The sequence below is a fragment of the Micrococcus sp. 116 genome, assembly GCF_902506395.1.
GTDB classification, from domain to species: Bacteria; Actinomycetota; Actinomycetes; order Actinomycetales; family Micrococcaceae; genus Micrococcus; species Micrococcus luteus.
This window is the reverse complement of record NZ_LR732370.1, coordinates 1,902,138-1,915,009: the sequence shown is the minus strand read 5'-3', so window position 1 is coordinate 1,915,009 and position 12,872 is coordinate 1,902,138. Positions and strand designations below refer to the sequence as shown.

Here is a 12,872-nt window from a genome sequence, read left to right as displayed (position 1 = left end):
CGCATCCGCGATCACTTCCTTCTGGTTGTCCTGGGGTGGGACGTGGGCTGAGATCCTCGAAGGGCCGGCGCGTCCTCGACCGGTGCTGGCTTATAGGAGGGCGGCGGGTGCCGAGGTGCCGGGTGTCGGGCCGGTAGTCAGCCCCGCCTGCGCCATGTGGCGTACCGGGCTGCTCACGAGCGGTTTCCGGCGTCGGTGGGCTGGACAGTACCACCACGGCGGAACAGAAGGCAGAGGTCATCGGGTGAGCGGCTGGTGTCCAGGTTCCCGTCTCGGGCCGCATACCTCGTTCCTGCTGATCGCCGGTCAGCACAACGCCCAAGCCGCCCACAGTCTCGCCTGTCACCCTGGCAGCGCACCCCGGCCGCCCACACCTCCGCCCCTGCAGTAGACTCCTGAACACTGTTCAACTCGTCGGGCCCTCGCCATGCGCCCCGCGCCTCGGCAGCGCCCCCTCGCACTCGCTTCCGCACCAGGAGTCCCTCCATGAGCACTTCCGTGCCCTCGTCCCACGACGGCCACGTCCGCCCCGCGGCCACCACGACGGCGGACCGCCCCGCCGACGCCGGCCGCCCCCGTCACGGTTCCGCCGGCGGCAGCCTCGCGCGCATCGCCGTCATGACCGCGTTGATGGCCGTGCTCGGTCTGGTGCCGCCGATCGCCGTCGCCGGTGTGCCCGCCCCGATCGTGCTGCAGAACATCGCCGTGATCCTGGCCGGTGTGATCCTCGGCCCGTGGCGCGGGGCCGCCTCGATGGCGCTGTTCAACGCGCTCGTGGCGCTCGGCCTGCCCCTGCTCACCGGTGGTCGCGGGGGTCTGGGTGTGTTCGTGGGCCCGTCGGTCGGCTTCATCCTCGGCTGGATCCCCTCGGCGATGATCGTCGGCCTGATCTTCTGGGCTCTCACCTCCCGCTCCCGCCCCGGCCTGAGCGCCGGACGGATCGCGCTGGCGGCCGCCGTGGCCGGTCTGATCGGCGGCGTGATCATGGTGTATGTGTTCGGTGCGTTCGGCTTCGTCGGTGTCCAGGGCATGGAGTTCGGCGCCGCGATGCTCTCCATGGCCGTGTTCGTGCCCGGCGACCTCACCAAGCTCGTCATCGCCGTCCTCCTTTGCACCGGCCTGTGGAAGGCCTACCCGCGCGCCTTCCGGTGATCCCTCCGGTGCGCCTGCCCCCGTCCGACGACGACGTCGCCCCCGCCGTCTCCCGCCTCGCCCCGCTGCGGGGCGCGGACCACGAAGCCGTGCTGCGCCGGGCGCTGGAGGCCCGGACTGCCGGGCTGGTCCCGCTCGTGGGCGACGAGCGATGGTCCGTGGCGCAGTGGCAGGCCGGCGTCGGGCACGCCGAGGCGCTGCTGGCCGAACTGACCGCGCGGGCTCCCGACCGGGCCGCCCGGATCGGCTGGGCGGCCTTCACCTCCGGAACCACGGGACGGCCCCGCGTGATCCTGCGCACGGCCGACTCCTGGCGGACCGGCCACCGGCTCGTCGAGGACTGGCTCGGCCTGGAGCCGGGTGAGAGCCTGCTCGTCCCCGTGCACCCGGTGTCCTCGATGGCGGTCAACGCGGCGGACCTGTGCGCGCATGTCGGTGCACGGCTGCTCGTGCCCAGCCGCGCCCGGCTGCGCGCGGCGGACGTCACGGGCGGGGCCGCGGCGGTGCACTGCACGCCCGCACAGCTGGCCGACCTCTGCGATCTGCTGGCCGCGGTCCGGGCCGCCAGCGCCCCCGCTGGCCCGCGCGTCGTCCTGGTGGGCGGGGACCGTCTGCCCGGTCAGTTGCGCGAGCGCGCCGCCGCCCTGGGCCTGCGCGTGGTCCACTACTACGGGTCCGCCGAGGCCAGCTTCGTGGCCGTGGACCCGGACGGCTCCGGCCTGCGTGCCCTGCCCGGCGTGCGTCTCGAGATCCGCGAGGGCGTCCTGCACGTGCGCTCGGACCAGCTCGCCGAGCCCGACGGCACCCGCCTGACCGACGGCACACCCCGCTGGGGCGCCGACGGCTGGCTCTGCACCGGGGACCGGGCCCAGATCGACGACGACGGCGTCCTGCACCTGCGCGGTCGCGCCGACGACGCCATCCTCACCGGCGGAGCCACCGTGATCCCGGCCGAGGTGGAGGCCGAGCTGCTGCGCGCCACGGTCCGTCGCGAGAGCACGGCCTCCGGCGGGGACTCCGCTCCCCACGCGGTCCCGGTGTGCACCGCCGTGCTCGTCCAGGGCGAGCCCGCCCCGCGGCTGGGGAGCCTCGTCGTCGCCCACGTGGAGCCGGCACCCGGCCTGCCCGCCGACGTCGTGCTGGCTGCCCTCAAGGAGCACGCCCGCACGCACCTGCCCCCGGCCGCGCGGCCGCGACGTTGGCAGGTGGTGGACCGGCTCGAGCGCACCGGCAGCGGCAAGATCCGCCGGATGGCCCCCGACGTCGCCGCATTCCCCGACCCGCCCGGAGGCAGCGCATGACCACCACCCCGGGGTTGTGGATCACCGCCGCCGCCCGGACCGCGTTCACGGCCCGCTCCCGCGGGCAGGCCGGTCTCGATGCCGGCGCGCTGTCCGCCCAGGCCGTGGCCGCGGTGACCGGCCCCGCCGCTGCGGACGTGGCCGCCGTCGTGCTCGGAAACTGCACAGGGCCCGGTGGCAACCTCGGGCGGATAGCCGCGCTCGCGGCCGGTCTGGGCGAACACACCCCGGGGTGGTCCGTGGACGCCCAGTGCGGCGCCGGGCTGGCCGGGGTGCTGCAGGCCGCCCAGCACGCCGCGTTCACCGGCCGGCCGTGCGTGGGTGGCGGCGTCGAATCCCCGTCCACCGCTCCGCAGCGCAGCCGGGACGGGGTGCCCTACACGCAGGCGCCCATGGTCCCGTCCGGCTGGCCGGACCCGGGCATGACCGCCGCCGCTGACGCCCTCGCCGCCGCGGACGCGATGCCGCGCGCCCGCCAGGAGGCGTTCGCCGCGCGCTCCCACGCCCTCGCGCTCGCCGCGGCCGGACTGCGTCGCATCGAACGGGTGCCCGGCGCTCCCGACGACGACGGTCCGCGCCGCCTCGACGCCCGCGCCCTCGCCCGCTTCACGCCCGTCCACCCTGACGCCGACCCGGCCGCCGCGGTCACCGGGGGCACCGCCGCGCGGATCGCCGACGGCGCGGCCGCCGTGCTGGTGGTGCCGTGCGAGCGGTCGCCGGTGGGGCGGGACGAGCCCGCGGGTGGTCTGCGTCCGGTGCGGATCGTGGGGGCGGAGATCCGGGGCGGGGACCCGGCTCTGCCCGGCATCGCCCCCGTGGCCGCCGTCGAGCGGGCTCTCGCCGCGGCCGACTGGAGGCTGGGGGAGGTCGCCGTCGTGGAGGTGGTGGAGGCCTACGCCGTGCAGGCGCTGGCTACCCTGGACCGGCTCGGCCTCACCGACCACGCGCGGCCGGGGCCGGCCTCCCTGGGCTCGGACCGCCAGGGCCTGGACGACTGGGGCGTGGACCGGCGCGTCAACGCGGCCGGGGGAGCGCTCGCGCTGGGGCACCCATGGGGCGCCTCGGGCGCGGCGGCCGTCGTGCGGGCTGTGCACCGATTGCAGGGGCAGCCGCCCGGGGCGCGCGCCGTGGTCGCCTGCGCCGTGGCCGGAGGGCTCGGGATAACGATGCTGCTGGAGGTGGCGTGAGGTGACCGTGCTGGGGCATGAAGGGCATCCGCAGGTCCATCCTGGGCGCACGAGTACCGCGCGGGTGGCCCGCCTGGGCGCACTCATACCCCAGAATCGGCCGGGAACGTGGCAGAAGTGCGCCCGGGCAAGGTGGGGGCGCGCCGGGTTACACTCTTGAACGCTGTTCAGCCAACGCTGCTCCACACCGGAGCGCACACCGGCTCCGCACGGCCCACACCGCCCCCCGCCCAGCCCGGAGGACTGCGGATGACCCTGCTCCTGGAGGTGACCTGCACTGACCGTTCCCAACCGCACATCCAGCACGCCGCAGGACCGTTCCGTCACCCTCACGGGCGTCCGCGTCGAGGCCGACGGCCCCGAGGGCGTCGTCGTGCTCCTCGACGGCGTGGACCTCACCCTCACGGCCCCGCGCGTGGCGGTGATCGGGGAGAACGGCTCCGGCAAGTCCACGCTGGCCCGCGCGATCGCCGGACTGGCCGACGTCGTCGCCGGGGAGGTGAGCGTGCACGGGGTGGACGCCGTCCGGGACGTGAAGGCGCTGCGCCGCACCGTCGGCTTCGTGTTCGCGAACCCGGCCGCGCAGATGGTCATGCCCACCGTCCGGGAGGACGTGGAGCTGACCGTGAAGTCGTTCAGGGACGACGCCGGCCGCCGCCTGACCAAGGACGACGTCGCCGCGCGCGTGGCCGCGGCGCTTCAGGAGCACCGGCTCACCGCGCTCGCGGACCGGGCGTGCCTGTCCCTGTCCTCGGGACAGGCGCAGCGACTGGCGATGTGCTCGGTGATGACCGCCGGGCCGTCCCTGGTGATCGCCGACGAGCCGACCTCCCTGCTGGACGGCCGGCACCGGCGGATCGTGGCCGACCGGCTGCTGGCCGCCGACCCCTCCGCCCCGGACGGGTTCCAGCTGCTGCTGGTGACCCACGACCTCGAGCTGGCCCGTGCGTGCGACGAGGCGGTGTGGATCCACGGCGGCCGTGTGGAGCGGACCGGCCCGGCCGGGGACGTGGTCGAGGCGTACGAGCGCTTCCTGGACCACGCCGTGGCGGCGGAGCTGCGCTGATGCTCTCCCTGTACGTCCACGGCGACTCGCCCCTGCATCACGCCCGTGCCGGCCTCAAGACGGGCCTGTTCGCGGTGTGGGTGCTGGCCCTGACCCTGCTGCCGCTGTCCCTGTGGGCCGCGGGCGCCGCCGTCGTGGGCGCCGTGACCGCGTATCTCGTGGGCTTCGGGCTGCGGCGCGGGGCGGCGATGATCGCCTCCGACCTGCGCGCTCTGTGGCTGTTCTACGTGGTCCTGTTCGCGGCGCAGTGGATCTTCACCGACGCGTTCGCGGCCGGACTCATGGTGGCGCGCGTGCTCGGGCTCGTGCTCACCGCGCAGGTGTTGACGCGCACCACCCGGATCGCGGACATGACCGGGGTGGCCGAGGCGGTGCTGCGGCCGGTCGAGCGGATCCCGTGGGCGGGGCCACGCCTGGCGCGGGCGGGGTTCCGCGCCGACCGCGTGGGCCTGGCGATGGGCCTGGTGCTCTCCTCGATCGGCCACCTGCGCGCCCTGGCCGAGCAGATCCGGCATGCGCAGGCCGCCCGCGGGGTGCGGATGGCGCCGTGGGCCTGGGCGCTGCCGCTGCTGGTGCTCAGCTTCAAGCACGCCGACGACGTCGGGGACGCCCTGGCCGCCCGCGGCATCGACTAGAGCCGCCCGGCCCTTCCGCGTTGGGGGCGGAACTCGGCGGTATTCGGGGTGGGGATCCCCGAGTTCCGCCCCCGGACCGCGTGGGGTGGCGGGCCGGCTCAGAGGGGGCCGTCCAGGGGCAGACGGTCGCGGTCGTAGGTGATCTCGGTGAAGCCGTGGGGCACGGGCTTGCCGTCCTCGCCCAGGGACACGAACACGATCTTGTCGATGGTCAGGATCATCTCGCCGGTCACGATGTTCCGCACCTTCGCCCGCATGGTCAGGGACGTGCGCCCGAACTCGGTGGCGCGCAGGCCCATCTCGATCATGTCGCCCTGCTTCGCCGAGGCCAGGAAGTTGATCTCCGAGATCAGCTTCGTCACGCACCGCGGGTTGCCCAGCTGCAGGGTCGCGTAGATGGCCGCCTCCTCGTCGACCCAGCGCAGCAGCGAGCCGCCGAAGAGGGTGTTGTTCGCGTTGAGGTCCTCCGGCTTGACCCACTTGCGGGTGCGGAAGTTGACGTCGTCGTGGGCGGCGCGGTCGGCCGAACGGGTGAAGAGCGTGGAGTCCATGGCTCAACGGTAGAGCGACGGCGACGCCGGCACGAGGGAGGGCGCCCGATGCGCAGACGTGCTCGACCGGGCCGTAGGGTCGCCGGAAGGGATCCGCAACGGAGCACACAGGAGGGACCCGACCGATGACCATCCGCCCCCACCCCGACCCCGCCGCACCCGACGCCACCTGGCGCGATGTGCCGGTGGTCGGCTTCACGGTCGCCGCCGGCATCGCCGTCCTGTTCTGCCTGGTCTGGCTGCTCCGGGACGGGCTCACCACCGACTACACGTGGGGGCTGCTGCTGGCCCCGGTGCTCATGGGCGTGGCCGGGGTGGCGGTGATGGTCCTCTGGGAGCGGCTCCTCGTCCGCGTCCCGCGGCTGGCCGCCACGCTGGTGGCCGGCGGCGCCCTCCTGGCCTTCGTGCTGGTGCTCGCCTGGTGGCTCGTGGAGGTGAACGCGCCGACGCACCTGTTCACCGGGAGCACGTTCTGGCTGCTCGCCGTCGCCCCGGTCTGCGCGGGCCTCGCCTGGCTCGCACACCGGCTGCTCCCGGCGGCCCGCCGTCCCGTGGAAGAGCCCCCCGCCGCCCTCGACGACGACGCCTGGGCCCGCCGCCTCGCCGGCGTCCTGCGGCTGCGCAAGGACCTGCCCGACGCGCGGGTGGGCGAGATCGTCCGTGACGCGCGGGCACGCGGGGCCGCGGCCGGGCGCCCGCTGGCCGAGGAGCTCGGCTCCCCGGAGTCGTACGCCGCGGGCTTCCAGAAGGACCGGGTCGCCGCGCCCCGCCGGCGGGCCTGGGCGGTCACCGCGTTCGTGGTGCTCATCCTGGCCACCCGTCTCCCGGGCGTGGTGGCCGGGGAGCGGCTCAGCGCGTGGGACGTCGCGTACCTGCTGGTCGCCGTCGTCGTGCTGGTGTGGACGTGGCTCGACTACCGGGCCGCCGTGCGTCGCGCCCGCCGCTGAGGGGTCTCAGGCCCCCGCGGCGGCCAGCACCCTCGCCACGTGGCGGCGGTGCACCTGGTGGATGACCTCGATCAGTCCGCACCCGAGCGCGGCGACCACCAGCGCGGCCACGAGCACGTCCGTGGGCGGGACCTCCATCCGGTGGTACCAGCGGGAGGCCGGCACCAGCACGACGGCGGCCAGCACCGCGTACATCGCCAGGATGAGGACCACCACGCGCGCGCTCAGCGGCCGGGACATCACGCTGAGCACCCACAGGCCCAGCAGGGTCAGGGTGATCATGAACGCGGCCTGCTGGCGGGCCAGGTCGATGTCGCCGGCGGTGAGGCGCACGTACGAATGCAGGGCCACCATGGACAGCAGGATCACCGCGCCGGAGGGGATCGCGAACCGCAGCGCCCGCCCCAGGAATCCGGGCACGTAGCGGCGCGGGTTCGGCAGCAGCGCGAGGAAGAACGTGGGCGCGCCGATCATGATGAAGTCCACGGTGGAGGCCTGCCGCGGCAGCAGCGGGAACTGCCACGCGAACAGGGAGAACACCACGCCGAACAGCAGCGCGTACGTCGTCTTCGTCAGGTAGATGTGGGCGAGCCGCTCCATGTTCGCGATCACCTGGCGGCCCTCGCCGAGCACGCGCGGCAGGCGGTCGAAGCGCCCGTCCAGCAGCACCATCCGGGACACCGCCTTGGTGGCCGGGGCCGCGTTGCCCATGGCGATGCCCAGGTCCGCGGTCTTCAGGGCCAGGGCGTCGTTCACGCCGTCGCCGGTCATGGCCACCACGTGCCCGCTCGACTGCAGCGCCTGCACCATCGCCTTCTTCTGGTCCGGGCTGACGCGGCCGAACACGTCGTGCTCGGCCATCACGTCGGCGAGCTCCCCGGGCTCGTCCGGCAGGGTGCGCCCGTCGTAGGCCTGGCCCGCCACCTCGAGGCCCACCTCGCGGGCCACGGCGGCCACGGTGCGCGGGCTGTCCCCGGAGATCACCACGGTCCGCACGCCCTGGGCGTGGAAGTAGTCGAGGGTCTCGGCGGCGTCCGGGCGCACGTTCTCGCGGAACGTCACGACGGCGACCGGGACGCCTCCGGAGGGCAGCGCATCCCCGATCAGGGGCTCGTCCGTGCGGGCCAGCAGCAGCACGCGGCGGCCGGCGTCCGCGTCGGCGTGGACCTGGGCGCGGACGGCCTCGGCGGCGTCGGGGCCGAGGAGCCGCTCGTCCACGAGGGCCTCGGGCGCGCCGAGCAGCCACGTGCCGGCCGCCGCCCCGGCCTCGGGGCCGAACGCGACCGCCGACCACCGGCGCGCGGAGGAGAACGCCACCTGGGCCGCGGGGTCCACGGGCGGGACGGCCGTGAAGGGCTCGCGCAGGGCCGCCGCGGTGGGGTTCACGTCCGGGTCCGCGCCGAACCAGGCGAGCACGGCCCGAGCCCCGTCGCCGACCTCGGCCGGGGCGCCGTCGTCGTGGGTGTCCGGGGACGCGTCCGCCGAGGCGGGTGCGGTGAGCCGGTCGAACCGGACGCCGCCCTCGGTGAGGGTGCCGGTCTTGTCCAGGCAGACGGTGTCCACGCGGGCCAGGACCTCCACGGCGGGCTGCTCCTGGATGAGGACCTCCTGCTGGGCCAGCTTGAGCGCGGACACGGCGAACGCGATGGTGGTCATGAGCGCCAGGCCCTGCGGGATCATGCTGGTCACCGCCGCCACGGACGCGATCAGCGCGGGCTCCAGGGCGGCCTCGCGCGGCTGGGAGAGGGCGAGGGACCAGCCGCCGACCGCCGTCATCTGGCCGTGCACGATCACCGCGATGATCGGCACCAGGGCGATCGTGAGCCCGCGGGCCACCTTCTCCAGGGCGCCGCGCAGCTCCGAGCGGATGGCGGAGTAGCGGCGGGCCTCGGCGCTGAGCCGGGCCGCGTGCGAGGCCGAGCCCACCGCCGTCGCGCGCACCAGGCCCGCGCCGGCCACGACGGCTGAGCCCGAGAGCACGGCGTCCCCGGGGGTCTTGGGCACGGGGTCGTTCTCCCCGGTGAGCAGCGCCTCGTCCATGTCCAGGCCGTCCGAGACGAGGACCTCGCCGTCCACGGGCACCTGGTCGCCGCGGCGCAGCACCACGACGTCGTCCCGCACGATCTGCGCCATCGGCAGGGGCACGCGCGCCCCGTCCCGGATGACGACGACGTCGTCCTGGTGCAGCAGCGCGATCCGGTCCAGCTTCCGCTTGGCCGAGTACTCCTGGAGCACGCCGATCACCACGTTGGCCACGGCCGCCAGCGAGAACAGCAGGTCCAGCCAGCGGCCCATCAGGATCACGACGACGGCGCACAGCGCGATCGCCAGGTTGAACAGCGTGAACACGTGCACGCGCAGGATCTGACCCAGCGAGCGGGACGTGTCCCGCGACTGCACGTTGACCAGGCCCGCGGCCTCCCGCTCGGCGACCTCGGCGGCGGTGAGCCCGGTGATCCCCGCCGCGCCGGTGAACCCCAGGCCCGTCCCGCTCTCGGGGGCGGACGGGTGCGCGGACGCAGGGGAGGGGGAGGCCATGGCACAGAATCTACCCAGCCGGCGCGGGGCCGGGCATCCGACGTGGGGATGAACCCGGGTGCGACCGTGGGCGGGACTGCGGGTGGGGCGGGCTCACTCGCCGGCCTGGCCGTCGATCCCCTCGCGCAGCAGGTCGGCGTGGCCGGCGTGGCGGCCGTACTCCTCGATCATGTGGGTGAGGATCCACCGCAGCGAGACCGGGTCCCGCCCCTCCCGGATCCGGTGGGCGCGGGCCAGGGCCGCGTCGCCGTCGTCGCCGTCCGCCGCGAGCAGGTCCACCACGATCTGCCGGGAGCGCTCCACCTGGCCCTGCCAGAGGGCGCGCAGGTCCGCCGCGGAGTCCTGCGCCGCGCTGTGCCAGTCCCAGTCGGGGTCGGCGTCGAAGTCCGCTCCCACCCAGGGCGCCGAGGTGGGCTCGCCGAGGGCGACGGCCTCGAACCACCAGAACTCGACGAACGCGAGGTGCTTGAGCAGGCCGCCGAGCGTCATCGCGGACGGGTGCCCCGGCAGCCGGCGGTGCAGCGCCGCCGTGTCCAGGTCCGCCGTCTTCCACTCGATCGTGGCGCGCAGGAAGTCGAGGAAGCCCAGCAGGGTGGCGGCCTCGCCCGCGGCGAAGGGCGGCTCGGGGCGGCCCTGGTCGTCGTAGAACACGGTGGTCATGGCGGCCAGGCTACGCCCCACCTCGCGTTTTCGTTCGGGAAACGGCGCGTGCGGGGGCGGGGGCGGGGTATGAGCGCACTTTGCAGGCTCAGAGCGCCCGCGGACCTGGAACGCGTGCGGTCGCTCTGAGCCTGCAAAGTGCGCTCATACCGACCGCAGGCGTTCCCGGAACGGGCGGGCCGGCGTCGTGGCCACCCAGGAGGACCCGGAGGAGCTCGTCGGGGTCAGCGAGGACTGGGCGGCGCAGGCGTACGCGGACGCCGCCGCGGTGGGCGGCGATCCTGCTCACCGCGGCGGATCCACCACGAGCCGCACCCGCGGGCTCGCCTGTTCGGCGGCGCCCTCCTGGGTCTCGGCGATCCGGCGCCAGATGCGGTCCGCCGACGGGTCGACCATCAGGTGCCCCATCTGCCGGATGACGGTGCCGAACACGGACGTCGGCATGCTGCGCCGCGGGGCGAAGCCGGACCGGCGCAGGCGCTCGGTCTGTTCCGTGGTCAGGTCCACGAGGCGCTCCAGCAGGGACTCGGTCTCCCCGCCGGCCTCCAGCAGCGAGCGGCGCACGTAGGCCCCCACCACCGGGTGGTCGGCCAGCAGGTCCGCGAACGCCGCGTCGCGGGCCGCGGACACCTCCTGTGGGGTGCCCACGAGCGGGACCTCGTCGAGGGTCGCGGCGATCAGGCGCAGCACGTCGTCGTCGACGGCGCGGGTCAGCCCCGCCTTGCTGCCGAAGTGGTGCCGCACCAGCCCGGGGGCGACGCCGGCCCGTTGCGCTATCTCGCGGACGCTGGCCATCTCGACCCCCCGCTCGGCATACAGCTCGAGGGCCGCCAGGCGCAGGCGCGCGGGGGAGGCGAGGTCGTCCTGGTCGAAGGGCAGGAGGGTGTTCATCGGGTCCTCGGGGCTGGGTCGGCGGATGGGATGGCCCGTGGTCGGGAGACGAGGATGCGGGGGCTCGCTGAACCCTACGGCAGGGATCGAAACGCCCCCCCGCACCCTTCTTGCACGCTAGTGCAACATCGTGCTTGAGTGTGCAACATCAGCTCAGTGAGGCATGTCACAGACGACTGCCGCCCGCCTCCGCGACCACCACACCTCCCAGGGGGACCCATGCAGACCACCGACACCGTCCTCGGCACCCCGTCCACCATGGGCGACGACGAGCAGCTCACCACCACTCGCCTCCTGCGGGACGCCGCCCGGACCTTCGGGGATCAGCAGATCATCCACACCCGCGGCGGCGGCTCCCCGTGGCAGACCACCACCTACGCGGCCGTGTGGGAGCGGGTGCGCCGCATGGCCGCGGCCCTGCGCGCCGAGGGCGTCGGGCCGGGGGACCGGGTCGGCCTGCTGCTGTGGAACGACGTCCGCCACCTCGAGTCCTACTTCTCCGTCCCGCTGCTGGGCGCGACCATGGTGCAGCTCAACCTGCGCCTGGCGCCCACGGACCTGGCCTACGTGATCACCCACGCGAAGGTGGGGACGATCGTCGTGGACGAGACCCTCCTGGAGCTCGCCGCCGCGCTCGAACCGCACCTGCCCGACGGCGTCCGCTGGATCGTGGCCGGCGACGGCGAGCTCCCTGCCGACTGGGCCGGTCGCGGCGACGTCCTGTCCTACGAGGCCCTCCTCGACGGGCACGAGCCGCTCGAGACAGCGGGCCTGCCGAACGTGAGTGAGCGCTCCGCCTCCGGCGCCTGCTACACCACGGGCACCACCGGCCGTCCCAAGGGCGTCTTCTACTCGCATCGGGCCACCTGGCTGCACGCGCACGCCGTGGTGTCCACCCTGGGCATGACCATGGCGGACACCGCCCTGATGCTGACCCCCATGTTCCACGCGCAGTGCTGGGGCCTGCCGTTCGCCGCCGTCGCCGTGGGCGCGCGCCTGGTGCTGCCGGGCCGGTTCAACCTCACGGACACCCCGTGGCTGACCTCCACCCTTGTGGACCACGGCGTCACCGTGGCCCCGGCAGCACCCGCGATCCTCATGCCGATGCTCCACCACCTCCGCACCCTCGAGACGCCCCCACGGATGGACGGCGTGCGCCTGCTGTGCGGCGCGACCGAGCCCCCCGTGGCCATGATGCGCGGCTTCGACGAGCTCACCGGCGCGGAGGTCATCCACGCCTACGGCGCCACGGAGACCTCGCCCATCGTCTCCCTCAACCGCATGAAGCCGAGCCTCATGGGCACCCTCTCCGAGGACGAGCGGTGGAACCTCAAGCGGTTCCAGGGCCTCGTCGTCGTCGGGGTGGACGTGAAGATCACCGACCCCATGGGCGAGCTGCTGCCGCCCGGCGAGGAGAACGTGGGCGAGATCCGCCTGCGCGGGCCCTGGGTGACCGCCTCCTACGCGGACAACGCCGAGGCCACCGACGCCGGCTTCGACGAGGAGGGCTACTGGCGCTCCGGGGACCTGGGCTACCTCTCCCCGGAGGGCTACCTCAAGGTCACCGACCGCCTGAAGGACGTGGTCAAGTCCGGTGGCGAGTGGATCTCCTCGATCGACCTGGAGAACCACATCATGACCGTCCCCGGGGTCCGCGACGCCGCCGTGATCGGCGTCCCCCACCCCGAGTGGGAGGAACGCCCCCTGGCCCTCGCGGTGCGGGACGAGGGCTCCGACGTCGACCAGGACGCCGTCCTCGCCGCACTCGCCGAGCGCTTCGCCACCTGGCAGCTGCCCGACGAGGTCCGCTTCGTGACGGAGATCGACCGGACCGGCGTCGGGAAGGTCAACAAGCGCAAGCTGCGCGCCGACTACGCCGACGCCCTCACCTCCGGCCGCTGACCGGCCCACCACCTCCCCAGACCCACCCCAACCCCAGGAGAC

Annotated in this window: 11 protein-coding genes; 7 read left to right on the top strand and 4 right to left on the bottom strand. The window is 74.4% G+C overall.

The window, feature by feature from the left end; all coding sequences use genetic code 11:
• Positions 1–486: 486 nt before the first annotated feature.
• The 5 genes from CITRIK5_RS08840 to CITRIK5_RS08820 all read left to right on the top strand — a co-directional run bounded on the left by CITRIK5_RS08840 (position 487) and on the right by CITRIK5_RS08820 (position 5,341).
• A complete protein-coding gene (locus CITRIK5_RS08840) occupies positions 487–1,152 on the top strand; it encodes a biotin transporter BioY (protein WP_095353715.1) in 666 nt (221 codons plus the stop codon).
• 8 nt (positions 1,153–1,160) lie between these two features.
• The gene (locus CITRIK5_RS08835) at positions 1,161–2,453 is read left to right on the top strand and encodes a class I adenylate-forming enzyme family protein (RefSeq protein ID WP_159833549.1); all 1,293 of its coding nucleotides are present in this window, start codon (positions 1,161–1,163) and stop codon (positions 2,451–2,453) included.
• Positions 2,450–3,640 (top strand): thiolase C-terminal domain-containing protein, encoded by a 1,191-nt coding sequence (locus tag CITRIK5_RS08830; RefSeq protein WP_041104673.1) that lies wholly within the window; start codon positions 2,450–2,452, stop codon positions 3,638–3,640. The genes CITRIK5_RS08835 and CITRIK5_RS08830 overlap by 4 nt, the downstream gene beginning before the upstream one ends.
• Before the next feature lie 373 nt (positions 3,641–4,013).
• Positions 4,014–4,706, top strand: coding sequence for an energy-coupling factor ABC transporter ATP-binding protein (locus CITRIK5_RS08825; RefSeq protein ID WP_236557169.1), 693 nt, complete (start codon positions 4,014–4,016; stop codon positions 4,704–4,706).
• Positions 4,706–5,341 carry a CbiQ family ECF transporter T component gene (locus CITRIK5_RS08820; protein ID WP_095353718.1) on the top strand — a complete coding sequence of 212 codons (636 nt, stop codon included), beginning with the start codon at positions 4,706–4,708 and terminating at the stop codon, positions 5,339–5,341. The genes CITRIK5_RS08825 and CITRIK5_RS08820 overlap by 1 nt, the downstream gene beginning before the upstream one ends.
• A gap of 98 nt (positions 5,342–5,439) precedes the next feature.
• Here CITRIK5_RS08820 and CITRIK5_RS08815 read toward each other — a convergent pair whose 3' ends face one another.
• The gene (locus CITRIK5_RS08815; RefSeq protein WP_010080066.1) at positions 5,440–5,892 is read right to left on the bottom strand and encodes an acyl-CoA thioesterase; all 453 of its coding nucleotides are present in this window, start codon (positions 5,890–5,892) and stop codon (positions 5,440–5,442) included.
• A 125-nt stretch (positions 5,893–6,017) separates the two neighbouring features.
• On the opposite strand from CITRIK5_RS08815, the gene CITRIK5_RS08810 reads away from it, so the two are divergent.
• Positions 6,018–6,839 (top strand): hypothetical protein, encoded by an 822-nt coding sequence (locus tag CITRIK5_RS08810; protein ID WP_095353719.1) that lies wholly within the window; start codon positions 6,018–6,020, stop codon positions 6,837–6,839.
• A 6-nt stretch (positions 6,840–6,845) separates the two neighbouring features.
• On the opposite strand, the gene CITRIK5_RS08805 is transcribed toward CITRIK5_RS08810, so the two are convergent.
• The 3 genes from CITRIK5_RS08805 to CITRIK5_RS08795 form a co-directional block, all read right to left on the bottom strand.
• Positions 6,846–9,377 (bottom strand): HAD-IC family P-type ATPase, encoded by a 2,532-nt coding sequence (locus tag CITRIK5_RS08805; RefSeq protein ID WP_144825151.1) that lies wholly within the window; start codon positions 9,375–9,377, stop codon positions 6,846–6,848.
• A gap of 93 nt (positions 9,378–9,470) precedes the next feature.
• A complete protein-coding gene (locus CITRIK5_RS08800) occupies positions 9,471–10,037 on the bottom strand; it encodes a DinB family protein (protein ID WP_100059152.1) in 567 nt (188 codons plus the stop codon).
• Between the two features lie 285 nt (positions 10,038–10,322).
• Complete coding sequence (locus tag CITRIK5_RS08795) at positions 10,323–10,928, bottom strand: TetR/AcrR family transcriptional regulator (protein ID WP_095353721.1); 606 nt, start codon at positions 10,926–10,928, stop codon at positions 10,323–10,325.
• A 219-nt stretch (positions 10,929–11,147) separates the two neighbouring features.
• Between CITRIK5_RS08795 and CITRIK5_RS08790 the strand changes: the two genes are divergently transcribed.
• Complete coding sequence (locus CITRIK5_RS08790; RefSeq protein ID WP_095353722.1) at positions 11,148–12,830, top strand: long-chain-fatty-acid--CoA ligase; 1,683 nt, start codon at positions 11,148–11,150, stop codon at positions 12,828–12,830.
• Positions 12,831–12,872: the final 42 nt, after the last annotated feature.